This is a genomic window from Cellulomonas fimi (assembly GCF_012952065.1).
Taxonomy (GTDB): domain Bacteria; phylum Actinomycetota; class Actinomycetes; order Actinomycetales; family Cellulomonadaceae; genus Pengzhenrongella; species Pengzhenrongella fimi_A.
The window spans coordinates 95,340-118,264 of the sequence record NZ_JABCJJ010000002.1 but is presented as its reverse complement, the minus strand read 5'-3'; the positions used below and the strand labels follow the sequence as shown (position 1 = coordinate 118,264).

Here is a 22,925-nt window from a genome sequence, read left to right as displayed (position 1 = left end):
CTGAGAGCCTCGGCCTGAGCCACCCCGTCAACCCGCCGCGTCGAGGAGAAGCGCCTCGATCTCGCCGGCGTCCAGCAGCCGCTCGGGCGTCACGGTAACCCCGGCGCCGACGTAGCAGAACGCCGCCTCGACCCGTTCGAGCGGGACACCCGTCCACCGGGACCAGGCGAGCCGGTAGACGGCGAGCTGCACCTCGCGCGTGCGGGCGGCCGCCGCATCCGCCGGTGGCCGTCCGGTCTTCCAGTCCACGACCACGACACCGCCGCCCGGCGTCGGGAACACGGCGTCGATGCGGCAGCGGAGCACGTAGCCGGCGACCGGCGTCTCGATGTCGACCTCGACCGCGAGCGGCCTCCGGGCCGCCCAGGGTGTGGCGAGGAAGGCCTCCTGGAGGTCGGCGAGGTCGGCGTCCGCGGGCACCGAGTCGTCGTCGGCCCCTGGCAGCGCCTCGACGTCGACCAGGGACGCCGAGCCGAAGTACTGCTCGACCCACGCGTGGAACGACGTGCCGCGACGGGCCTGCAGCGACGGTTCGAGCGGGACCGGCCGGCGCAGCGCGTGCGCGAACGCCTCGGGATCGGCCGCGAGGCGCACGACCGCGGACGCCGAGAGGTGTGCCGGCAGCTCGACCTCACGTCGTGGCGTGGCGGTGCGGTGCCGCTCGGCCAGCAGCAGGTCGGCGACGCGCTCGAGCTCCGACGGCACGCCGTCGGAGCTCGACTCGCCGGCGAGCGCGGCCTCGACCGCTGCGGCTGCGGCGACGACGCCCGCCCGCCGTGGTCCGGGACCGAACGGGTCGGTCGGCCAGGCGTGCGTGACCGCCTCGGCGGTCCGGGGGTTCGACGCGCCGTCCACGGGCGCCGCCGCCCACTCGTCGAGCCGCACGTGACCGGCCTCCACGAGCTCGGCGAGGAACAGGGACGGGCGCTGCGCCTCCTTGCGGTCACGCCACCACGACCCGGTCAGCAGCAGCGACCGGCGCGCCCGCGTCAGCGCGACGTACGCGAGCCGGCGCTCCTCCGCGACCTCGTGGGCGCCGATGTCGTGGCGGAGCTGCTCCCGCCGCAGGTCGAGGTCCTTCTGGTCCACCGCGGCCGCGACGTCGAGCACCGGCAGGTCCGCCGCGTCGCCGCGCAGGGGATACGGCAGCACGCCCAACCCGCTCAACCAGCCGCTGGCCCGAGGGCCGTGACGACCCGACGCCTCGGTCGCGGGCAGCACGCCGTCGGTGACGCCCGGGACCGCCACCACGTCCCACTCGAGGCCCTTGGCCGCGTGGATCGTGATGAGCTGCACGGCGTCCGGGTCGGGTTCGGTCACGGGCCGCTCGAGCCCGCGCTCCTCGCTCGCGGCCGCGTCGAGCCAGGCGAGGAACGCGCCGAGCGTCGGAACGTCGGCGCCGTCGGAGAACTGCACCGCCACGTCGCGGAAGGCGTCGAGGTTCGCGCGCGCCCGGCCCGGACTCGTGCCCGGTCGAGCCGCGACCTCGATGTCGAGCCCGAGCAGGCGCTCCGCCTCGCCGACGAGCTCAGGGAGCGACAGGTACGTGTGCGAGCGGAGCGTGGTGAGCAGTCCCGACAGCTGCCCGAGCCGGTCGTGCGCGACCTCGGAGAGCACGCGCCCGGTGCGGCTGCGCCATCCTCGGCGAGGCAGGTCGTCGAGCGCGTCGACGATGCTGCGCTCGTCGACCACGTCCCCCTCGACGACCGCCCCGCCACCGTCCGCGGACCCGTCGCCGCCGCGCGCGACGCCGTGGCGGTCGGCGAGCTCACCCGCCCAGGCTGCCAGCGCGTGCAGGTCGGCGATGCCGAGCCGCATGCGGGCACCGGTCAGGAGCCGGACCAGCGCGTCCCCGCGTGAGGGGTCGTGCGCGGCCCGGAGCGCGGCCACGAGGTCCACCACCTCGGGCGTCTGGAGGAGCCCGCCGAGCCCGACGACCTCGACGGGGAGCCCGGCGCCGCGCAGGGCCTTCTCCACGGCGTCGAACTGCGCACGCTTCCGGCACAGCACCGCCGCCGTGACGCGGGTCGTGGTCGGTCCGCCCGGCCGCCAGCGCTCCGCGACGAATCTCGCGACCGCGGCTGCCTCATCCTCCACGGTGGCCGCGTAGGTCGCGTGCACCGCTCCCGCACCGGCGCCCGGGCGCGCCTCGAGCCGCGGGACCACCACCGCGGCAGCGTGGGCCCGGAGCGGTGCGGCCACGTGGTTCGCGGCGTCGAGGATCGCCCGGTCGTTGCGCCACGAGGTGGCGAGCACGTGCACCGGAGCGGGGGCGCTGGTCCCGTCCAGCACCACGGGGAAGCGCTCGGGGAACCGCCCGAGCCCGCCCGCGCTCGCCCCGCGCCAGCCGTAGATCGACTGGTGCGGGTCCCCCACCGCGGTGACGGGGTGACCGTCACCGAACAGCGCGGAGAGCAGCTCGAGCTGCGCGTGCGACGTGTCCTGGTACTCGTCGAGGAGGACCACCCCGAACCGGCTGCGCTCCGCCGCGCCGACCGCCGGGACCTCGCGCGCGAGCCGTGCCGCGATCGCGACCTGGTCGCCGAAGTCGATGACGTCGGCCATGCGCTTGCGCCGGCGGTACTCGACCACGAGGTCGAGCACCCGGCGGCGCTCCGCCAGCGACCTGAGCAGCCTGGTGGTGCCGGAGTACGGCCCGACCTTCCCCTCGGACGCCGGCACGCTCAGCATCTCCTCGACGAGGGCCTCGATCCGCGTGCCGGCCTCGTCGGGGTCGACCAGGTGCTCGGCGAGCGACCCGGAGAGCGTCAGCACGGCCTGCACCACCGTGGACGTCGCGGCGTCGGTCGCCAGGTCCCCGGCCCACGACTCGACGACCTGCGTCGCGAGCTGCCACTGCCCCGCCTCGCCCAGCAGACGCGACGACGGCTCGATGCCGAGGCGAAGTGCGTGGTCCGTGACCAGGGCGGCCGCGTAGGCGTTGTACGTCGAGACGGTCGGCCGAGCCAGGTCGAGCGTCCGCCCCGCCTCCGCGAGCAGAGCGGGGGGCACCCCGTCCCCGGTGCGCGCCACCGCACGCGCGAGCCGCCGCAGCCGGGCCCGGATCCGCTCACCGAGCTCACCCGCGGCCTTCCGGGTGAACGTGAGCCCGAGCACCTGCTCCGGCGCGACGAGCCCGTTCGCGACCAGCCAGACGACGCGGGCCGCCATCGTCTCGGTCTTGCCCGAGCCCGCACCGGCGACGACCAGCAGCGGGGTCAGCGGCGCCTCGATGATCTCGACCTGCTCGGCCGTCGGGACGTCCCGACCCAGGAGCTCGGCGATGCGGACCGAGGAGAGGCCGGTCACTCGACCACCTGCCGGCCCTCGCCGTTCAGGGGGCAGCTCGTCCGGACCGGGCACAGGCCGCACAGGTCGTTCGCGCACGCCGTGAAGGCCGAGGCGGCCATCGTCGCCGCGACCCCCTCGACCATCGTCCGAGCCCAGCTCGGCCCGTCCGTCTCCGGACCGAGCGCGCCCTGCGCGCGCACGGTCGGGCCCTTGCCGACGTCGCCCAGGAAGACGAGCCGTGCACCCGCGCTGCGCGTCCCCGGCGGCAGGTCCGCGAAGGCGCCTGCGTCGACGGCGAGCTGGTAGCTGCCCAGCTGCGGGTTCTCGGCGGCGTCGGTCGCGCTCGGCGCTCGCTTGCCCGTCTTGAGGTCGACCACCTGGACGGCGCCCTGACCGACCCGCTCGACCCGGTCGACCACCCCCCGCAGGACGGCACGGTCGAGCTCGACGCTGAACGGTGCCTCCTGCAGCACCGCCTCACCCGCGCCCTTGAGGTACTCCGCGAGCCTGCGCATCATGCGCTCCGCCCTCCGGCGTTCCGCGACGGCGGGCCACCCCGGACGCAGCCCGAGCTCCGACCAGCGTCGGTCGAGCTCCTCGAGCAGCTCGCCCTCGGTGCCGGCGGGAAGCTCCTGCGCGATCGAGTGCACCAGGGTGCCGAGCGTCTGGCTGGTCCCGTCGGCGGCCGTCCCCCCGGCCGACTCGAGCGCCCAGCGGAGCGCGCACGTCCCGACCGTCTCCGCCTTCGACGGTGAGACCGGGACCTTCTCGTCCGGGCCCCACAGCGGCGCGGTGCTCGAGACCTCACCGAGGCCGTACCACTCGCGCGGGTCGGCGCCCGGTACGCCCTCACGAGCCAGGCGGGCGAGCAGCGCTGCGGCGCCACGATCGACAGCGCCGCCCGCAGAGTCGCGCACGCTGCCCTCGAGCCGCGCCCGGAGCGCCGCGACCAGCCCGCGCAGGTCCATCGGGGCGGGGGCGCCGACGAGCCGCGGGTCACCGTCCTGGTCGTTCTCGGGCATCCCCGGGGCACCCTCTGAGGCACTGTCGGGCCCGCCGCGGGTGACGTCCTCCGGCCGCTGCACCAGGTCCACGAACGCGGAGGGCTGCGCGTCCGCGTCGGCGACCGCGGTGACGAGCAGCGTCCGCCGTGCCCGCGAGGTCGCGACGGCGAAGGACCGCAGCTCGTCGGCGAGCACGCCGGCGCGCGCGGCGCTCGCGCGGTCCGCCCCACCGGCCGACCGCCCGGCCAGCAGGTCGACGAGCGCCTGGGCGCCCAGCAGCGAGTCACGCAGGCGGAGGTCCGGCCAGGTCCCCTCCTGGACGCCGGCGACCACGACGACGTCCCACTCCCGCCCGGCCGCGCCCGCGGGGGTCAGGACCGCGACCGCCTCGCGGCTCCTGGCGCGCGCAGCCAGGCTGTCCGCGGGCAGGTCCTGCGACTCGAGGTAGTCGACGAACGCCCGGACCGGCGCCTGCGGGAGCCGGTCGACGAAGGTCTCGGCCGCGCGGAACAGGCCCAGCACGGCGTCGAGGTCACGGTCGGCGCGCACGCCGGTCGAGCCTCCGGCGAGCGCCGCCCGCCGCCACGCCTCCGCGAGGTTCGCGGTGGACCACAGCGCCCAGAGCACGGTCTGCGCCGTCGCGCCGTGCGTCGCGGCCGCCGTGCGACCCGCCGCGAGCACCGTCGCGACACGCCGGGCGCCGCGCCGCACGGCGGACGGCAGCGTCGCGGTCCGCGCCGGGTCCGCGAGCGCCTCGACGAGCAGCGCGTCGCTCGCCCGGCCGCCCCCGCCTGCGAGCTCCTCCGCACGCAGCGCTCGACGCAGCCGTCGCAGCCCGACCGCGTCGACGCCGCCGAGCGGCGAAGAGAGGAGCGCCACGGCCGCGTGCGCGTCGAGGGCAGCCGGGTCCAGCGCGCACCGCAGCGCGAGCAGCAGCGGCCGCACCGCCGGCTCGTCACGCAGCGGGAGGTCGCTGCCCAGGACGGCCACGGGGACCGACGCCGCGGCCAGGGAACGGCGCAGCGCGGCCACCTGGCCGCCCGAGCGGGCGATCACGGCCATGCCGTCCCAGGCCACGCCGCCCTCGAGGTGGGCGGTGCGCAGCGCGTGCGCGACGTACGCGGCCTCCTGGGCGGCGCTCGGCAGCAGGGCGACCCGCGCCGTCGCCTCGACCGGCGCCTCGACCGGCGGGACCGGACGCGGCGCCGCACGCCGGTGGGCCACGCCGCCGACGGCGCCGATCTGCTGCGTCACGCCGACCGTCACAGTGCGCAGCAGCGGGTCCTGCCGCCAGACCGTGCCCAGCACCAGCTGCTCGGCCCCCAGCTCGCCGAGCCCGTCGCCGTCCGCCGCGGCGCGTCCGACCAGGGCGGGTGCGGCGCCACGAAAGGTCTGCACCGCTGCGTCGGGATCACCGAAGAGGACGACCCGGGTGCCGTCGTCGGCCAGGACGCGGAGCAGCCGCGCTGTCGCCGCGGTGCTCTCCTGGTGGTCGTCGACCACCACCAGACGCCACCGCGGCCGTGGCGCGCCGGGCACCTCGACGTCCCAGGCCGCGAGCGCCTCCGCGGCCTCGTCGACCACGACCGCAGGGTCGAACCGCGCACCCACGTCGGGAGTCGCCTGCCGCAGCAGGGTGACGTCGAGGTACTCGCGGTACAGCGCCGCTGCCGCGACCCACTCCGGGCGCGCCGTGCGCCGCCCGAGCGCCGCGAGGTCGGCCGGAGTGAGCCCGCGCTCGCCCGCCCGCATGAGCAGGTCGCGCAGCTCGTCGCGGAACGCACGGAGGCCGAGGACCGCGGGCGGGACGGACGGAGGCCAGTCGAGCGGCACACCCTCGCCCGCGGCGTGCCCCGCGAGCAGCTCTCCCAGCAGGAGGTCCTGCTCGGGACCCGAGATCAGGGTCGGGGCGGGCTCCCCGAGCCGGGCGGCCCGTGCCCGCAGGATCGCGAACGCCGCCGACGCCGCGGTGCGAACCATGGGCTGCCCCGCGGTCCGCCGGAGCCGCGCCGACAGCCGGTCCCGCACGTCCGCGGCACCGCGCCGCGTCGCCGACAGCAGCAGCACGTCGGCAGGTTCCAGCGCGAGCGCCCCCGTGGCCGCGACGACCGCCTCGATCGCCGTGGTCGTCTTGCCGGTGCCGGGCGCGCCGAGCACGACGACGGGCCGCCTGCCCCCCGCGGCCACCGTCCGCACGACGGCGTCCTGGGTCGGGTCGGGCCGTAGCCCCGCGCCTCCCGGCCTGAGCGCACGCGGCGCCGTCAGTCGCAGCCGGACGGCCTCGAGGGGGGTCGTGGTCATGCGCCCGATCCCATCACGACCCACCGACATGCCCGGTGCCCCGGCAGTGTGGTCGGCGCAGGCAGCGCCAGACAGCGCCAGACAGCGCGGTCAACCGGTCGGGTACGGCCAGCCGTTGGGCACGCAAGGCGCGACCGCGACGGTCTGCTGCTGCATGACGGGGGCGAGGAGGCCGGCGCCCGGGCAGTCCACGTGCCCCTCGCCGAGCAGGTGCCCCACCTCGTGGTTCACCACGTAGTGCCGGTAGAGCGTGCGGTCGAGCCCGAACTCCGGCGCAGCGGCGGCCCAGCGTGCCGCGTTGATCGCGGCGCGGCCGTCGCGCGCGCACGAGAACTGCCCCACCGTCTCGAGCGGCGCGCACAGCGCGTCCACGGTCGCGGGCGAGGCGAGCACGACCTGGAGCTCGGCCTCGCCGTCCGTCCGCGCGAAGGACAGCGCGCCGTCCGCGCCCCAACCACGTGGGTCGTTGAGCACCGCCATGACGGTCGCCGCGAAGGCGTTCGGCTCGACCGGCAGCCCCGCCTCGACCTCGACGCGCACGGTCCGCACGGCGCCCGGCCCGGGAGCGGGCTCGCCGCCCGGCACCGGGACCAGGTGACCCGACGCGCCGTCGGGCACCTGGGCCGAGAGCATCCCCGCCGCGCGATCGGCGGCACCGAGGCCCTCGGCGTCGAGCGCGTGCGGGTCCGCCGGGCGTCGCGGCACCGTGGTGCGGCCGGCGCGAGGCGTCGTGTCGTCCAGCACGGGGCTCACCGGGAGCATGGCGACCGTGGACAGCTCGGCCGCCGCCGACGCCTTCGTGCCGGCGCGCGTGCTCTCGGCGACCTCACCGGGCGCGACCACCTGCCCGACGCCGATCCCGCCCGCGAACGCGACCGCCACGAGAGCCGTCGCGAGGGGCAGTCCCGCGCGCGGACCCGGCCGGCGCGGCCGGCGCGCGCGCTGCTCGCGCGAACGGGCGGCCGGGGCGGCGCGCCACCGCGGCACCCGCCACGACACCGGTGCTCGACTCACCGGGACATGCTCTCACCGGGGTCACGAGGCGTCGCTACGATCGCCGGGTGACCGACCCCGAGCTCCGGCGCCCCCGCGGTCGTCGGATGCCGCGCGACGCGCGCCGCGCCCAGGTGCTCGACGTCGCGCAGGAGCTGTTCGCGACCGAGGGCTTCCACCACGTCTCGATGGACGACATCGCGGACAGGGCTCAGGTCTCGAAGCCGGTCCTGTACCGCCACTTCCCCTCGAAGCTCGACCTCTACCTCGCGGTCGTCGACGCCCGCGGCTCGGGGCTCCAGGCGGCCGTCGAGGTCGCCCTCGCGCCGATCGAGAGGGGTCCGGTCCGGCCGGGCGACGGCCGCGAGGTGGTGCACGCGCTGGTGCGCGCCTACTTCGAGTTCGTGGACGGCGCCGGCGAGTCCGCCTCGCTGCTGTTCGAGTCCGACGTCACGCACGACGCCGACGTCCGCGCCCGGGTCGAGCAGGCGAACGCCGAGGCGGCGGCCGGTGTCGCGCGCGTCCTCGCGGAGTTCACGGGCCTGCCGGCCGAGCACACGTCGCTCCTGGCGGCCACGCTCATCGGGATGGCCCAGAGCGGCGCGACGACGCGGATGCGTGCCGACACGCGGCTCGGTGTCGCCGAGGCCGCCGACCTCGTCGCCCGCCTCGCGTGGGGCGGCGTCGCGAGCCTGATCCGCCCCGACTACGACTACGGGACGACCGCCTAGGATTGGTCGCAGCCCGCGGACCGTGGCGCGCACCCGCGCCCTGGGACGACCGGCGACGACGAGGGAGAGAACACCGTGGAGATCACGATCGGCGTGCAGAACCTGGCTCGGGAGCTGGTGGTCGAGTCCGACCAGACCGCCGAGGAGGTGGCGGAGGCCGTCAGCGCCGCCCTGGCCGGCAACCCGGCGCTCGAGCTGCTCGACTCCCGCGGTCGCCGCGTGATCGTCCCGACCTCGTCGATCGGCTACGTCGAGATCGGCACCGAGGAGCAGCGCCGGGTCGGCTTCGGCGCCATCTGAGCGTCAGGCGGTCAGTCCGAGCCGCCCCATCCGGCGGGTGTGCTCCGCGGTGAGCCGGCCGAACAGCGTGCTCAGCGCCTCCGCGGGCGTCGGCCCGGGCCCGGCTGCCGGCTCGGCACCGGACGCCCGGGCCTCCACCGCGGCGCCGTCGGCCACGAGCCGCGCGAGCCCCGGCTGCGACTGCACGAGCGACTGCACGACGCCGAGCGACTCGCCCACGAGGCGCCGTCCCCACAGCGCGAGCCGCGACGTGAGCACGGCGTCGTCCGCGCTCGCGGCGGCGAGCTCGGCGAGCACGAGCTCGCCGTGGTGGGTGCCGTCGAGCACCTCCTCGACCAGCGTGCGCGTCCGGTCGTCGAGACCCGCCGCGGCCGCCTTGCAGAAGTCGTCAGCGACGCCGTAGCCGACGTAGGCCTTGAGCAGCCGCTCCCACCACGTGCTCGACGGGGTGCGGGCGTCGAAGTCGTCCATGACGTGCGCGAAGCGCTCGACCTCCGCCTCGGGCGACCCGCCGAGCTCGGTGATGCGCTCGAAGATCCGCTCGAGCCGGCTCACGGCCCCCGCGGAGAACCGCGCGAGCCGCAGGCGCTGGTCGAGCGACGGTGCGAGGGCCGAGTCCTCGGCGAGCCGCGTGAACGCGACGAGCTCGAGCTGGCCCACCAGACCGAGGAGGGCGAGCTCGTCCGCCCGGTCGGCCGCGCGCGTGGACGACGTCGTCGCTGCAGTCATCGCAGCAGCCTAACGCCGGGTGCACCGGCGGTCGGATATGATGAGCCGGTACATCGGTTGCCCGGTCGTCTCGACCGCATCGCCCAGCAGTGCTCACGAGCAGCAACGCTCGAGCGAGCTCCGCCGAGGCAGTGACTATTCACGATCGGCTGCCGGCCACCCTCAGCGATGAGGCCCGCTCCCCCCGATCGGGTGCGACCGCACGACCCGGCCCCGTCACGCGGCGCGCCGGACGGCGCCGGTCAGCACGGGTCATCCCTGGGCAGCGCGCGGCCATCGTCGCTGGCGACACGTGAGGCATCGACGTGACCACGACCGACATCCAGCCCGAGCCCAGCCAGGGCGCCGTGCAGCCCGGCAGCGGCGCACCCACCAGCGGCGCACCCAGCAGCACCGCACCCAGCAGCACCGGACCCACCCGCACCGGACCCAGCAGCGTGCAGGCGACCGACCCCTCCTTCGCGGACTTCGACGTCCGCCCCGAGATCGTGGCGGCCCTCGCGGCCGCGGGCATCACGCACCCCTTCCCGATCCAGGCGATGACCCTGCCGGTCGCGCTGTCCGGGCACGACATCATCGGGCAGGCGAAGACCGGGACCGGCAAGACCCTCGGCTTCGGCGTCCCGCTGCTGCACCGCGTCGTCTCGCCCGGCGAGACGGGCTACGACGAGCTGCCGGCCCCCGGCAAGCCGCAGGCGCTCGTCGTCGTCCCCACGCGCGAGCTCGCGGTCCAGGTCGCGGGCGACCTCACGACGGCGTCGGCCCAGCGCTCGGTCCGCATCCTGCAGGTCTACGGCGGCCGCGCCTACGAGCCGCAGGTCGCCGCGCTCCAGGCGGGCGTCGACGTCGTCGTCGGCACGCCCGGCCGCATGATCGACCTGCTCAACCAGGGCTACCTCGACCTCTCGCGCGTCACGTGCGTCGTGCTCGACGAGGCGGACGAGATGCTGGACCTGGGCTTCCTGCCCGACGTCGAGAAGCTGCTCGCGAAGACGCCCGCCTCGCGCCACACGATGCTCTTCTCGGCGACCATGCCGGGCGCCGTCGTCGCGATGGCGCGTCGCTACATGACGCAGCCGACGCACATCCGGGCCAACGACCCGGACGACGCCGGGCCCACGCTCAAGAACATCACGCAGGTCGTCTACCGCGCGCACGCGATGGACAAGGTCGAGGTCCTCGCGCGCATCCTCCAGGCGGAGGGCCGTGGGCTCACGATCGTCTTCGCGCGCACCAAGCGGACGGCCGCCAAGGTCGCCGACGACCTGGTCGCGCGCGGCTTCGCGGCCGGCGCGATCCACGGCGACCTGGGCCAGGGCGCGCGCGAGCAGGCGCTGCGCGCGTTCCGCAACGGCAAGGTCGACGTGCTGGTCGCGACCGACGTCGCGGCGCGGGGCATCGACGTCGACGACGTCACCCACGTCGTCAACTACCAGTGCCCCGAGGACGACAAGACGTACCTGCACCGCACCGGCCGGACCGGGCGCGCGGGCAACACGGGCACGGCCGTCACGTTCGTCGACTGGGACGACGTCCCCCGGTGGGGCCTGATCAACAAGGCGCTCGAGCTGGGCATCCCCGAGCCGGTCGAGACCTACTCGAGCAGCCCGCACCTCTTCACCGACCTCGACATCCCCGCGGGCACCAAGGGGACGCTGCCGAAGTCCGCGCGCGTGCGCGAGGGCCTCGACGCCGAGGTGCTCGAGGACCTGGGCGAGACCGGCAAGCGGCACACCTCGAGCGCGCGCGACGACGCCGGCGCGGGGCGCGGCGGTTCCGGGCGCGGCGGTTCCGACCGCGGCGGTTCGGGGCGCGGCGGTTCCGACCGCGGCGGTTCCGACCGCGGCGGTTCCGGGCGCGAGCGCTCACGGAGCCGAACGCGGCGCAGCGGGTCGACGTCGGACGCGCCGCGCACCACGTCCGCCGCGAGCGGCGCCTCGAACCCCGCCCCCGCCGGCGAAGGCTCGTCCGAACCGGTCGGCGCAGGCTCCTCGTCACCGGCCGGCGGCGACGGCGTGGGCGACCGGCCGCGGCGGCGGCGCAACCGTCGCCGTACGCGCGGCGGCGAGGGTGCGGGCGCGAGGGCGTCGTCGGACCCCGGCTCGACCTCCGAGGCGTGACGGCGGCCGGCGCTGGGGCATCGACATGACCTTCACCGTCCTGCTCCCGAGCTCGCTCCCGCTGGCTCCCGCCGGGCCCGACGGCGTCACGTACGTGACGTACGACATCGCCGCGCCGATCCCGACCGAGCACCACGACGCCGACGCGCTCGTGGTGTGGGGCAACGGCCCGGAACAGCTCGAGGGCGCGGCGGCGGACCTGCGGCGTGTGCGCTGGGTCCAGACGCTCGCGGCCGGTCCGGACGCCGTGCTCGCTGCGGGCTTCGCGCCGGACGTCGTCGTGACGTCGGGCCGCTCGCTGCACGACGCCCCCGTGGCGGAGCACGCCCTCGCGCTCGTGCTCGCGGCGGCGCGCCGCCTGCACACCGCCGTGCGCGCGCAGGTCGGGCACCGCTGGGCCGACGAGCTCGGCGGGCTCCAGCCGCTCGACGGCGGCGGCGAGTTCCGCTCGCTTCGCGGGGCCCGCGTGCTCGTGTGGGGCTTCGGCAGCATCGCGGCGACCCTGGCGCCGCTGCTCACCGCCCTCGGCGCCGACGTCCGCGGCGTCGCGCGCAGCGCGGGCTCGCGGCACGGGATCGACGTCATCACCCCCGACGACCTGCCGGCCGCGCTCCCCGGCACGGACGTCCTGCTGATGATCCTCCCGGCCACCCCGGAGACCGAACGGGCGCTCGACGCGCGGCTGCTCGGGCTCCTGCCTCCGCACGCGTGGGTGGTCAACGTGGGCCGCGGCGCGACGGTCGACGAGGACGCGTTGGTGGACGCGCTGCGCGCGGGTCGGATCTCCGGAGCGGCGCTCGACGTGACGGCGGTCGAGCCGCTGCCGGCGTCGTCGGACCTGTGGGACCTCCCGAACCTCATCCTGACCCCCCACGCGGCGGGGGGCCGCCCGCTCGGCGCGGACGCCCTGCTCGCCGCCAACGCGGCGGCGCTCCTGGCGGGTGCCCCGCTCACCAACGTCGTCGAGCGCGCCTGACCTCGGCGTCGGCCGCCTCAGGGGGTGGCGCCGGTCGGCGCCGTCTCAGCCCGCGAGGATGAACGCCCGGACGGCGTCGGCGATCAGCTGGACGGCGATGGCCGCCAGCAGGAGGCCCGCGATCCGCGTGATCAGGGTGACGCCGCTGTCCCTGAGGACCCGCTGGATCACGTTGGCGAAGCGCATCGACAGGTAGAGCGACAGGTGCACGGCCACGAGGGCCAGCGCGATCGCAATCCAGTCGGCGCGCGTCCCGTCGGAGGCCTGGGTGAACACCATGGTGGCGACGATCGCGCCCGGGCCGGCGAGCAGCGGGGTACCGAGCGGTACCAGCGCGACGTTGACCCCCTTGTTGCCCGACGGCGCGGGCTCCTCCATCTTGCCCGTGAGCAGCTCCATCGCGACGAGCAGCAGGAGCAGGCCACCCGACGCCTGGAGCGCGGGGAGCGAGATGTTCATGTAGCTGAGCAGCTGCTGGCCGAAGAGCGCGAAGCTCACGATCACGCCGAACGCGACGAGGATGGCCTGCCGGGCAGCCCGGTTGCGCTGCTTGCCCGTCATCGCGCCGGTGAGGCCGAGGAAGATCGGGACCGTCCCCGGCGGGTCCATGATCACGAACAGCGTGACGAAGACCTCCGTGAACAGCCGCACGTCCAACCAGCCGCTCACGGCCGGATCACGGGCGTCGTGCCCCGCTCCTCGATCGCGGCCAGCACGGCGGGCTCGGTCACGTGCTCGGCGAGCCGGTTCGGCTTGCCCGCGCCGTGGTAGTCGCTCGATCCGGTGACGAGCAGGTCGAGCCGCGCCGCGAGCCGGGTGAGCCGCGCGGCCTGGGCCGGCGTGTGGTCGCGGTGGTGCACCTCGAGGCCGACGAGCCCGGCGTCGGCCATGGCCTCGATGACGGCGTCGGGCACGACGCGGCCGCGGCCGTCGGCGCCGGGGTGGGCGAAGACCGGGACGCCGCCCGCCGCCCGGATCGCCGCGACGGCGTCGAGAACGTCGGGCGCGTAGTGCGGCACGTAGTACCTCGACCGCGGCGTGAGCAGCGACGTGAAGGCGGCGCTGCGGTCGGCGACCACGCCGCTCGCGACGAGCGCGTCCGCGATGTGCGGGCGGCCGACGGTCGTGTCCGGCTCGGTCTGGGCGACCACCTCGTCCCACGTGAGCCCGTAGTCAGCGCCGAGCAGCTCGACCATGCGCCGGGCCCGCGCGAGGCGGGCCGTCCGCGTCCGCTCGAGCTCGGCCGCCAGGGCGGGGTGCGCGGGGTCCTGGAGGTAGCTGAGGAGGTGCACGCTGATGCCGTGCGAGAGCGCGGAGACCTCGGTCCCCCGGACGAGCGCCGTCCCCACCTCGCGTGCCGCGTCCGCTGCTTCGTCCCACCCCGCCGTCGTGTCGTGGTCGGTGAGCGCCACGACCGCGACGCCGGCGGCCGCAGCGGCGCGGACGACCGCCGCGGGCGCGTCGGTGCCGTCCGACGCGGTCGAGTGGGTGTGGAGGTCGATCAGCACGGACCCCAGGGTAGGGGTGGTCGCGAGGGCCGGCGGCCGCCGGGTGGGAGGATGGGGGCATGACTGAACCCCAGAGCACCCCCGAGGCCGACGGCTCGGCACAGCCGATCGAGAGCCGGGGGGACAACCGGTCCCAGCGCCCACGGTCCGAGGCGTTCAAGGCGTTCATCACGTCCGGGTGGGCGCCGCGCGCCGAGGCCCAGGTCGCTGCCGCCGGCCCCGCCGCCCCGTTCACGGCAGCGCGTCGTGCGCGCCTGGCGGCCGAGTTCCCGGGCGAGCGGCTGGTCGTCCCGGCCGGCTCCTACAAGGTCCGCAGCAACGACTGCGACTACCGGTTCCGGCCGCACTCGGCCTTCGCGCACCTCACCGGGCTGGGCGCCGAGCAGGAGCCCGACGCCGTCCTCGTGCTGCACCCCGTCGCCGACGGCGAGGGGGACGGCGGCGGCAGCCATCGGGCGGTCCTGTACTTCCGCCCGCTCGCCGGGCGCGACACCGAGGAGTTCTACTCGGACTCGCGGTACGGCGAGTTCTGGGTCGGCGCGCGTCCCACCCTCGACGACGTCGAGGCGGTCACCGGCATCCGCACGGCGCACCTCGACGAGCTGCGCGACGCGCTCGCCAAGGACGTCGGCGAGGGCGGCGTGAGCCTGCTCGTGGTGCCCGAGGCCGACGACGCCGTCGAGGCCGTCGTCGAGGAGATCCGGGCGGCGGAGGACTCGGGCAGCCGCGACGAGCGGCTCGCCGAGGCGCTCTCCGAGCTGCGGCTCGTCAAGGACGAGTACGAGATCGCCGAGATGCGCCTCGCCGTCGACGAGACGATCGCGGGCTTCGCGAAGATCGTGCGCGACCTGCCGATCGCGGTCGAGCACCCCCGCGGCGAGCGCGTCATCGAGGGCACGTTCGGGGCGCACGCGCGGCTCGAGGGCAACGCCGTCGGCTACGACACCATCGCCGCCGCCGGTGAGCACGCCACGACGCTGCACTGGACCCAGAACGACGGCCGGGTCCGTCCCGGTGAGCTCGTGCTCGTCGATGCCGGGGTCGAGGTCGACTCGCTCTACACCGCCGACGTCACCCGGACCCTGCCGGTCGACGGGACGTTCACCGACGTCCAGCGCCGCGTCTACGAGGCCGTGCTCGACGCCGCGGACGCCGCGTTCGCCGCCGCCGTCCCGGGCGCGAGGTTCAGCGACGTGCACGACGCCGCGATGCAGGTCATCGCGACCCGCCTCGCCGAGTGGGGCCTCCTGCCGACCACGGCCGAGGAGTCGCTCAAGCCCGAGGGGCAGTACCACCGCCGCTGGATGGTGCACGGCACGAGCCACCACCTCGGCCTCGACGTGCACGACTGCGCGCTGGCCCGTCGCGAGATGTACCTCGACGCGACGCTGGAGACCGGCATGGTCTTCACGATCGAGCCGGGCCTGTACTTCAAGGCCGACGACCTCACCGTGCCCGAGGAGTACCGCGGGATCGGGGTCCGGATCGAGGACGACGTGCTCGTCACGGCCGACGGCAACGAGAACCTGTCGGCGGCGCTCCCGCGGACGGTCGAGGCCATCGAGGAGTGGATGGCGACGCTGCTGGGTGACTGACGCGCGGCCTTCCTGGGTGGCCTGGCCCGGCAGCCCGGCTCAGTCGGGCAGCGGGTCGGCGACGAGGCGTGCGCGAGCGGTGTGCACGGTCAGCGGGGGGCTGGTGGTGACGGTGGTGGCGGTGCCGGTGACCGGGGTCCAGCCGCCGGTGCCGGCGGGCTGGTAGTCGGCGGTCCAGGTGGTGGTCAGGGTGATCTGCCGGGTGCCTGCGGTCCGGTAGGTGTGCCCGATGGTGGCGTCCGGGTAGGGCCGGCCGGGGTCGGTGCCGACCAGCGGGTCGGTGCCGTCGCCGAAGTCCCAGGCGAACCGGGCCGGGGTGGCGCGGATCAGCACCGGGGTGCCCAGCACGGTCGCGGTCAGGGTCTGGGTCGCGTCGTCGGTGTAGGCCAGGGTGTCGATGTTCACCAGCGTCCACCCGTTCGGCGGCTGCACGGACAGGGTCGAGGGCGTCAGCGGCAGCCGCTGGAACTCCGCCGCCACCGCCGGGCCGAGGTCCACCGGGGCCGTGCACCCGCCGACGTCGACCAGGTTCCACGGGGTGAACCCCGTCGCGCTGGCCGGGTCCACGGTGCGGCGCAGCACCGGATCGGTGCGAGCCTGCCCGTCCGGGCACGGCGCCACCACCCCACCGGCGCCCAGGAAGTCGGCGCACAGCTGCGCCATCGCGCCATCCGCAGCCGCACTCGGTAGGGCCCTGCACATCCCGAGGGGAACTCGTCGGTGTTCCTGCTGGATCGCGGCTGCCGTCGCCCGATTGGATTCCGAACTGGTTGCCCGCTCACCACCCACGAGCACATGGTCGTCATCGGCAGTCGTGGCCCAGAAATCTTCCGGAGCAGGGCCAGAGGGAACCGCGCCCGCGGAGAAGGCGCCCGAGAGTGACGCAGCAATCACGAGCCACGAGACAAGTGTGAATCGAATGGCGAGCGCCGTCACAGTCAGTTGGCCTCCGAAGAGAAGGCGAGCACGACCCAGCGTCCCGACTCGAAAAGGGCGTCGACCCGTGCGGATCCTCCGATCGCGGGATTGTCGCTCAGAACGTCGCCGTTGGCGTTCACGCGCTTCGACGGCTCCTGCCGGATGGTCAGATCGACCGGGTAGCCACCGATCAGTTCGTCCTTCTCGAGGACATCGGCGCGCGTCGCAATGATCGCACCGCCGAGGTATCGATCCCCCGCAGCGGCAATCGCTGTCGCAGACTCCCGCACACGCGCGCACGACCCGCAGGTTTCCCACGACATCGCGTCCCACTCGGCGAAGTCGCCGGTCTGCATCACGTACGCGTACAGGCTCAGGAAGTACTCCGCGGCGGCCGCCGCCCCGACCTCGTCCGTGCGGTCCATCTCGGCCGGACGCTCCGGCTTCGCGACGGGAGGTTCGCTCGCCGTCGGGCTCGGGCTGGGCTCGGGGGACGTGGCCGCCGCCGTGGGCGTCGGCGACGGGGTGGCGTCCGAGGCTGCCGTGCACGCGGTGAGCATCGTCGTGCCGACCACGATCGCTCCGACCAGCTTCCAACCCCGCACGCGCATCCTGCCGCCCCCGCTCGCCTGTCTCCGCCAGTCCTGCGCGAGACCGTACAGTCTCGGGTGCCGCGAATTCGGGCGAATGCCGTCGTTGTGGACAACGCTCACGACGTTGTGGTCGGTCACGTGCGAACGCCCACCACAGCCGCCTCACCGCACCGGACGGTCAGAGGTCGAGCGCGGCCTGCTGGTTGCCTGCCGGGTCCTGCGTGCCGAGACCCCGGTGCGGGCGACGGTCGGCGGCGGTCGTCGGCCAGCGGACGCCTGCCGCGCGGAGGTCGTCGAGGGTGTGCACCGGGCCCGCGACGATGCGCTCCAGCAGGTCGGCCTGCGCCGGTTCGAGGCCGACCAGGCGGGTCAGCACCGTGAGCAGGTCGATCAGCTCGGTCGTCCAGTCCGGGTCCCACGCGTCCACGTGCACGTGGTCGAGCGGCGACGTCTTCTTGCCGCCCGGCTCGGTCTTGCGGTAGTTGAACCAGGACTTCAGCACGTTCTTGCCGCCGACGGCGTAGTCCCACACCTCGGGCACGACCGGCCCGAGCTCGCCGGTGCCGACGACGACGACCCCGCGCGCAGCGTCGCAGGTCACCGTCGCCGGAAGGCCCGTGATGGCGGTCCGGGACAGCGGCTGGCGCGCGTCCCCGCGCGGGAAGCGGACCGACCCGGCCGGGCGGTCCGGGCCTCGGTCCAGTACAACTGGTACGCGAACGTGATCGGGCCCAATTACCACCGCACCCACACCTGGGGTGGCATTCTGCGACTCGCCTCCGCGTGGTCGGGATACGCCTACGGGAACGTCGCCGTCGGTGGTTTCCACACGGTGAAGGTCACTGGCCACGCCGTGCTTGCAAACGGGCTTGTGTGCAGTTCGCTCGGACCGATCGACACTGAGGCGATCTACTAGGCCGATGGGCCCAGCGGCGGACCGTCCGCGGCCGCCGCTGGGCACTGCCGGCTCCGCTTCGACCAGAAGGAGCAGGTCCGCAGTGAACATCGACGTCCCGAATGACCTCCTCGAACTCCTCTTCCTCAGGAGCGCCTGGGGACTGGACGCCCGACGAGACCTTCCTCCCTGTGATCCTGCCCCGGATCCGGGAGCGTCCCAACGCCCGGCATGGCTTGGTATCGAGAGTGTGTGGGAGCGCATGTGGGATCAGGCAACGAGCGACGAGGGGGCGTCTCATACCTCAGAGGGGGCCAACTTCTGGGGGCTCCAGCACGGGACGGCAGGCATCGACCTCGACGCGCTGCGGCACTGGAAGGCGGTGGCTCGACGACCCGTGACGGATGCGCAGCGGAACTTCGGCCTCTCTCCCGAGCGCAGGAACGCCGAAGCGCTGCGCACCGCCGAGCGGCGAGGCCTTCGCCGGATCATTCTCCTCCCCGTCATCGGTTCTTACCGTGAGGTCCGACAGCGGTCGCTCATTCTGTCGACGACGATGTATCTCGACCGGGCAAGCCTTACCGGGGCACTGGATGAGTACCAGGCGAGCTGATCCGGCGTCGAGTCATGCCTCTCCAGCCATCGCCTTCGGCGATCAGCTCGACATCGTCGGCCGTCCACGGTTCTCCGGGTCGCCGCTCGGCGTCCGCACCGAGCCGGTCGGCGCGCGACTGGTGGTCGAGGGTGATGGTCGCGCAGGACGGTTGCATCTCCCGATGCTCAGAGGTCGAGCGCGGCCTGCTGGTTGCCTGCCGGGTCCTGCGTGCCGAGACCCCGGTGCGGGCGACGGTCGGCGGCGGTCGTCGGCCAGCGGACGCCTGCCGCGCGGAGGCCGTCGAGGGTGTGCACCGGACCGGCGACGACCCGCTCCAGCAGGTCGGCCTGCGCCGGTTCGAGGCCGACCAGGCGGGTCAGCACCGTGAGCAGGTCGATCAGCTCGGTCGTCCAGTCCGGGTCCCACGCGTCCACGTGCACGTGGTCGAGCGGCGACGTCTTCTTGCCGCCCGGCTCGGCCTTGCGGTAGTTGAACCACGACTTCAGCACGTTCTTGCCGCCGACGGCGTAGTCCCACACCTCGGGCACGACCGGCCCGAGCTCGCCGGTTCCGACGACGACGACCCCGCGCGCAAGGTCGTAGGTCATCGTCGCGGGCAGCCCGGTGATCGCGGTCCGAGACAGCGGCTGGCGCGCGTCCCCGCGCGCGAAGCGGACCGACCCGGCCGGGCGGTCCGGGCCGGCGAACCGCTCCCCGTAGGTGTGCAGCCAGAGCACCTGCTCCCCGAGGGCGACCGCCTCCGACCAGAGGCCGGGATCGGTCGTGAGGGGTACCCGGATGCCGGGGGTGGTCAGCTCGTCGGCGAAGGTCCGGGTGAAGGCCGGATGTCCGACGACGCCCGCCACGTACGTGAGCACGTCGGCTGCGGTGACGGGGTGTTCGAGCGCTGCGGCAAGCGCCGCGACGAGGCCTGGCGCGAGGTTGGGCGTGCCGTCCGGGTGCAGGAAGGGGAGGGTGCGGCCGCCGCCCGAGCCCTTGAATGCGTGGAAATCGGGTATGAGCGCCGTGAAGGTGAGTCCCGGGCCACGAGCGATCGTCTCGGTGTGCAGTTCCGAGACAAACACCTGGCCGGGTACACGGGCCTCCCAGAGGTCGCGTCGGGGCATGTCCATGACACGGGGGTCGGGAAGGACCCACTGCCGGTCGAAAGACCGATACCCCACACGGATGGGCTTCGCGGGAGTCGTCCGGTCGTCCGCGAGCGGGAGTGTCGTGGTCCGATGTGTGTCGGCGCCCGCCAGAGGGGCGCGCCCCTTGGAGAGGTTGGCGTCCCGGCCTTCCTTGAACAACGCCGACCGGCGAGTGGCGTCAAGTTCGGTGAGCAGTCGAACCCACCGGTCGACGAGGACGGAGGCGCTCGGCCCGTAGACCCAGCCGCGGGTCGGGAACACGCCTGGTGAGTACCACGGAAACAGGTCCGAGACGGCAGGATGCTCATCCCAACCGCTGGTCGCCGATGGCGTGAGCGGCGCGGTCCAGTCCGTGCGTGCGTCGAGCCAGCCGTCGCCGTCGAGGGAGACCTCACCCAGGGCGGCGAACTTGTCCGCCTGGCGTCCGGTGAGCGACCGGTAGCGGATCGCTGCCGGCAGGGTCAGGTCGGTGTCCTGGCGGCGGATGAACAAGCCGATCGCCAAGGGCTGCCGTACGCCGGGGAAGATTCGGGTCGGCACGTCGGGGGTTTGGCCCTCAGGCGTGAGGTCGATGATCCAGCCTTCACTTGCGTGCTCGCGTAGGTACCGCCGCATGCCGGTGAACCCGGGGCCAGTGAGGTAACCGGACGTGGAGATGAAGCACACAACCCCGGCGTCGCCGTCGGCGTCCGACGGCGTGGACTCCCACACCTTCCAGGTGGCCCATCTCCAGAAGTAGACGTACAGGTTCTTGAGCTTCGCCTTGAAGCGGCCGGCACCCGGTTCGTAGAAGTCCTCGAGGATCGCTCGCGCCGTCTTGCCATGCGCCTTGCTGCCTGACTCGACCCAGCCGCCGTCGCCCACGGCGAGCTCCTTGTACGGCGGGTTCCCGATCACCACGGTGACATCCGCCTTGGCCTTGACCTCGTTGGCCTTCTTGCGGGACTGCGCGATCAGGTGCAGGCCGGAGCCGATCTGGCTCTCGGCCGCGTGCGGGTCGTCGAGGGTGTCGGTGACGTACAGGTGCATGCCGCCGGGCGGCGCGCTCGCGCCGTGCGTCGCGAGCAGGTCGGTCGTCCGCAGCTCGGCCACCGCGTAGGGCCCCATCTGCAGCTCGAAGCCGACCAGGCGTTCGGCGACCTGACCCAGCACCCCGGCCACCGCCCCGGGACCGTCGCTCGCCGCGACGTCGTCGGCCACGCGCTCGAGGATGGTGTGCAGGTAGGTGCCGGTGCCCATCGCGGGGTCGACCGTGAGCACGTCGGGGTCGCGGAAGCCGTCGGCCTTTCCCAGCCGCGTGACCAACGCCTCCTCGGTCAGGCGCACCATGTGCTCGACGACCTCGCGCGGGGTGTAGTACGAGCCGGACTGCTTGCGCAGGTCGTTGTCGTACTGCTCGAGGAAGTCCTCGTACAGGTGCAGGTACGTGTCGCGCTTGCCCTTGCGGACCCGCGGCCAGTCGACCGCTCCGACCACGCGTACCAGCAGGTCGAGGGTGACCTTGAAGTCGCGCGCGACGTCGTCGGTCAGGAGCTGGAGGGCCTTGCCCATGAGGGAGTGCTCGTTCCCGAGGCGCGCGCCCACCTCGTGCAGCGCGGCGTCGGTCAGGTCGATGCCCTCCGTGCGGGCCAGCAGCAGGGCGAACGTCACCGCCTGCGCGTAGCCGTCGGCGAACGTCGCGTCGTCGGCCTGCGGGAAGAGGAGCGCGCGCCAGTCCCGCGCGAGGCCGGTGAAGGGCTGGTCCCACTCGTCGCCGCCGGCAGCCACGGCGCGCTGCTCGACGGCGAGCTGGTCCAGCACCTCGCCGCGCAGGAGCCGGGTCAGCGGGGCGATCGCGCGGACCAGCGCACCGACCGACGTGATCGGCGCCGGCTCCCACCGCAGGAAGTTCGTGAGGATCGTCTCGAACTCGGCCGGGGCGGTCAGCGCGGCGCCCGCCGAACCGAGGTCGCCATCGAAGCGCACCGGGGTCCCGACCGGGCTGCCGTCGCGGTACAGGCGCCAGTCCGTGCCGTTGGTGTACAGCAGGTTCGGAAGGTCGCGCTGGCGCTGCCACTGGGTGCGGTCGTGCCCGGTGAAGGTCGCCGGGTCGATGCCCTTGCCCGGCGCCTTGACCTCGACGTAGCCCGTGATCGCGCCCTTCACGCTCACGCCGTAGTCGGGGCGCACCTGGCGGACCGTGTCCCGGACCTCGTCGTGGAAGACGGCGGGGACCCCGAGCGCGTCGCCCGCGGCGCCGAGCAGCGCCTCGAGCGGGGAACGGATCGTCGCCTCACGGTCGCCCGGGCCGGCGAGCTTGTCCTTGCAGGTGGCGCCGAACTGGGCGACCGCGTCGTCGAGCCAGCCAGTTGCACGCGTGCTCGACACGCCCGGACCTCCTGTCGTCGGTGGCCCGACCCTAGCGCGGGCCTCCGACGTTCCCGGCGAAGGTCGCCTCCCGCGAGGACTGCGGCGGGGTCAGGACTGCGACGACGCCGGGGGTTGCGTCGGCGGCTCGGTCGGCTGGTTCGTCGGCGTCGGCTGGTTCGTCGGCGTCGGCTGGTTCGTCGGCGTCGGCTGGTTCGCCGGCGGGTTCGGCTGGCCCGGCTGCGGCGGCGTCGTCGGGTGCACGGGGGGCGTCGTCGGGGACGCGGTCGGCGGGACCGGGCCGGCCGGCGGCTGCACCGGGTAGGCGGCGGTGGGGTCGGACGGCGCGGTGGGGCTCGGCACCGGCGTCGGGGCCGAGCCCGGCCACCCCGAGACCGTCCCGCCGATCTCCTGGAGCAGCGCGCGCGCCTTGTGGGCCTGCTCGGGCGCGCACAGCACCGAGTACGCCCCGGCCACGATCTGGCTCGCCGACGTGAAGTCGCGCTTGCCCCCCGTGAACGAGTACGTGATCACCGAGAACAGCATCCCGAACGCCGCGCCGATGAGGATCGCGGCGATCAGCGGGAAGGAGGCACCACCGGTCGAGAACATCAGCAGGAGCAGGCCGACGAACAGGCCGAACCAGGCGCCGGACGCGAGGCCCGCGACCGCGACGCGGGGGTAGGACAGCCGGCCGGTGACCCGCTCGACCATGCGCAGGTCCGTGCCGACGATCGTGACGAGCTGGACCGGGAACTGCTTGTCGGCCAGGTGGTCGACCGCGCGCTGGGCGTCCAGGTAGGCGTTGTAGGTCGCGACCGTCTCGCCCTTGGGCAACGTGGGTGTGGCCGGGACGCGGGCCCCTCGGGTGAACGACAT

The 22,925-nt window shown here is 74.5% G+C and carries 17 protein-coding genes; 6 read left to right on the top strand and 11 right to left on the bottom strand.

Translation table 11 applies throughout. The annotated features are described in order from the left end of the window. Positions 1 to 27 precede the first annotated feature (27 nt). The 3 genes from HIR71_RS02045 to HIR71_RS02035 all read right to left on the bottom strand — a co-directional run bounded on the left by HIR71_RS02045 (position 28) and on the right by HIR71_RS02035 (position 7,610). A complete protein-coding gene (locus HIR71_RS02045) occupies positions 28 to 3,309 on the bottom strand; it encodes an ATP-dependent helicase (RefSeq protein WP_169322948.1) in 3,282 nt (1,093 codons plus the stop codon). Then, positions 3,306 to 6,596 (bottom strand): ATP-dependent helicase, encoded by a 3,291-nt coding sequence (locus HIR71_RS02040; protein ID WP_169322947.1) that lies wholly within the window; start codon positions 6,594 to 6,596, stop codon positions 3,306 to 3,308. Before HIR71_RS02040 ends, HIR71_RS02045 begins: the two co-directional genes overlap by 4 nt. Before the next feature lie 90 nt (positions 6,597 to 6,686). After that, entirely contained in the window at positions 6,687 to 7,610 is a 924-nt protein-coding gene (locus tag HIR71_RS02035; RefSeq protein ID WP_311836026.1) for a DUF3152 domain-containing protein, read from the bottom strand. Positions 7,611 to 7,657: 47 nt separating this feature from the next. On the opposite strand from HIR71_RS02035, the gene HIR71_RS02030 reads away from it, so the two are divergent. Then, the gene (locus HIR71_RS02030; RefSeq protein WP_311836025.1) at positions 7,658 to 8,320 is read left to right on the top strand and encodes a TetR/AcrR family transcriptional regulator; all 663 of its coding nucleotides are present in this window, start codon (positions 7,658 to 7,660) and stop codon (positions 8,318 to 8,320) included. A gap of 75 nt (positions 8,321 to 8,395) precedes the next feature. After that, positions 8,396 to 8,620 (top strand): DUF3107 domain-containing protein, encoded by a 225-nt coding sequence (locus HIR71_RS02025; RefSeq protein ID WP_169322946.1) that lies wholly within the window; start codon positions 8,396 to 8,398, stop codon positions 8,618 to 8,620. A 3-nt stretch (positions 8,621 to 8,623) separates the two neighbouring features. Here the strand turns inward: HIR71_RS02025 and HIR71_RS02020 are convergent, their stop codons facing one another. Next, on the bottom strand, positions 8,624 to 9,349 hold the full coding sequence (locus HIR71_RS02020; RefSeq protein ID WP_169322945.1) for a ferritin-like fold-containing protein: 726 nt from the start codon (positions 9,347 to 9,349) through the stop codon (positions 8,624 to 8,626). Between the two features lie 305 nt (positions 9,350 to 9,654). On the opposite strand from HIR71_RS02020, the gene HIR71_RS02015 reads away from it, so the two are divergent. Continuing rightward, a complete protein-coding gene (locus HIR71_RS02015) occupies positions 9,655 to 11,469 on the top strand; it encodes a DEAD/DEAH box helicase (RefSeq protein ID WP_396030817.1) in 1,815 nt (604 codons plus the stop codon). A gap of 25 nt (positions 11,470 to 11,494) precedes the next feature. Further along, positions 11,495 to 12,445 carry an NAD(P)-dependent oxidoreductase gene (locus tag HIR71_RS02010; protein ID WP_169322944.1) on the top strand — a complete coding sequence of 317 codons (951 nt, stop codon included), beginning with the start codon at positions 11,495 to 11,497 and terminating at the stop codon, positions 12,443 to 12,445. Between the two features lie 45 nt (positions 12,446 to 12,490). Here HIR71_RS02010 and HIR71_RS02005 read toward each other — a convergent pair whose 3' ends face one another. Next, positions 12,491 to 13,114 (bottom strand): MarC family protein, encoded by a 624-nt coding sequence (locus HIR71_RS02005; protein ID WP_169322943.1) that lies wholly within the window; start codon positions 13,112 to 13,114, stop codon positions 12,491 to 12,493. Next, positions 13,111 to 13,953: a PHP domain-containing protein gene (locus HIR71_RS02000; protein WP_169322942.1), complete on the bottom strand. Its 843-nt coding sequence runs from the start codon at positions 13,951 to 13,953 to the stop codon at positions 13,111 to 13,113. The genes HIR71_RS02005 and HIR71_RS02000 overlap by 4 nt, the downstream gene beginning before the upstream one ends. Before the next feature lie 59 nt (positions 13,954 to 14,012). Here HIR71_RS02000 and HIR71_RS01995 point away from each other — a divergent pair, with 59 nt between their 5' ends. Next, positions 14,013 to 15,548 carry an aminopeptidase P family protein gene (locus HIR71_RS01995; RefSeq protein ID WP_169322941.1) on the top strand — a complete coding sequence of 512 codons (1,536 nt, stop codon included), beginning with the start codon at positions 14,013 to 14,015 and terminating at the stop codon, positions 15,546 to 15,548. A 39-nt stretch (positions 15,549 to 15,587) separates the two neighbouring features. Here the strand turns inward: HIR71_RS01995 and HIR71_RS01990 are convergent, their stop codons facing one another. The 3 genes from HIR71_RS01990 to HIR71_RS17330 all read right to left on the bottom strand — a co-directional run bounded on the left by HIR71_RS01990 (position 15,588) and on the right by HIR71_RS17330 (position 17,660). Beyond that, positions 15,588 to 16,211 carry a PKD domain-containing protein gene (locus HIR71_RS01990; protein WP_169322940.1) on the bottom strand — a complete coding sequence of 208 codons (624 nt, stop codon included), beginning with the start codon at positions 16,209 to 16,211 and terminating at the stop codon, positions 15,588 to 15,590. A 275-nt stretch (positions 16,212 to 16,486) separates the two neighbouring features. Further along, positions 16,487 to 17,197: a DUF6318 family protein gene (locus HIR71_RS16620; protein WP_169322939.1), complete on the bottom strand. Its 711-nt coding sequence runs from the start codon at positions 17,195 to 17,197 to the stop codon at positions 16,487 to 16,489. 40 nt (positions 17,198 to 17,237) lie between these two features. After that, positions 17,238 to 17,660: a type ISP restriction/modification enzyme gene (locus HIR71_RS17330; RefSeq protein WP_169322938.1), complete on the bottom strand. Its 423-nt coding sequence runs from the start codon at positions 17,658 to 17,660 to the stop codon at positions 17,238 to 17,240. A 397-nt stretch (positions 17,661 to 18,057) separates the two neighbouring features. Here HIR71_RS17330 and HIR71_RS01975 point away from each other — a divergent pair, with 397 nt between their 5' ends. Then, complete coding sequence (locus tag HIR71_RS01975; RefSeq protein WP_169322937.1) at positions 18,058 to 18,567, top strand: hypothetical protein; 510 nt, start codon at positions 18,058 to 18,060, stop codon at positions 18,565 to 18,567. Positions 18,568 to 18,734: 167 nt separating this feature from the next. Here HIR71_RS01975 and HIR71_RS01970 read toward each other — a convergent pair whose 3' ends face one another. Both HIR71_RS01970 and HIR71_RS01965 read right to left on the bottom strand, forming a co-directional pair. After that, complete coding sequence (locus HIR71_RS01970) at positions 18,735 to 22,067, bottom strand: type ISP restriction/modification enzyme (protein WP_169322936.1); 3,333 nt, start codon at positions 22,065 to 22,067, stop codon at positions 18,735 to 18,737. A gap of 90 nt (positions 22,068 to 22,157) precedes the next feature. Next, positions 22,158 to 22,925, bottom strand: coding sequence for a YflT domain-containing protein (locus HIR71_RS01965; protein WP_169322935.1), 768 nt, complete (start codon positions 22,923 to 22,925; stop codon positions 22,158 to 22,160).